Genomic DNA, 372 nt, shown 5'->3' with positions numbered 1-372 from the left:
GCATCGTAGGAGAGGGTGACCGTGACGTCAGGGCCTTGCTGTTGAATCAAGCGACCCAATTCGTCGTACTGGCAGCGCTGTTCGGCACCGTCGGCATCGGTCAGACGCGTCACTGTGCCCGCCGGGGTGGTGCTTTGTTGTTGCGAGCGCGGCTGATCACCGTGCCAGGCGTAGTCGGCTTTGCTCAGTTGGCCTGAGGGAGACCAGTGATCTTTTTGCAGACCCAGATTGCCCCGGGATTCCAGTAAAAGGCCGCTTAGCGGATCGTATTGATTGAACACGCTGATGCCGGGGGCTTGCAGCGACAGCAATGCACCGCCCAGTTCCGGTTGGCGCTCACTCTTCACCCGGGTACCGTCGGGCAGGATTTGG

The 372-nt window shown here is 60.8% G+C and carries 1 protein-coding gene; it reads right to left on the bottom strand.

Going from position 1 to position 372, the window contains the following annotated elements:
• The coding region (locus tag JQ845_RS22940; RefSeq protein WP_203009521.1) for an RHS repeat domain-containing protein at positions 1-372 on the bottom strand (372 nt) is incomplete at both ends.

It is taken from the genome of Pseudomonas paraversuta, from assembly GCF_904063065.1.
Lineage (GTDB): Bacteria > Pseudomonadota > Gammaproteobacteria > Pseudomonadales > Pseudomonadaceae > Aquipseudomonas > Aquipseudomonas paraversuta.
Note: the sequence above shows the minus strand (reverse complement) of the source record. Positions and strands in the feature narration are given on the sequence as shown.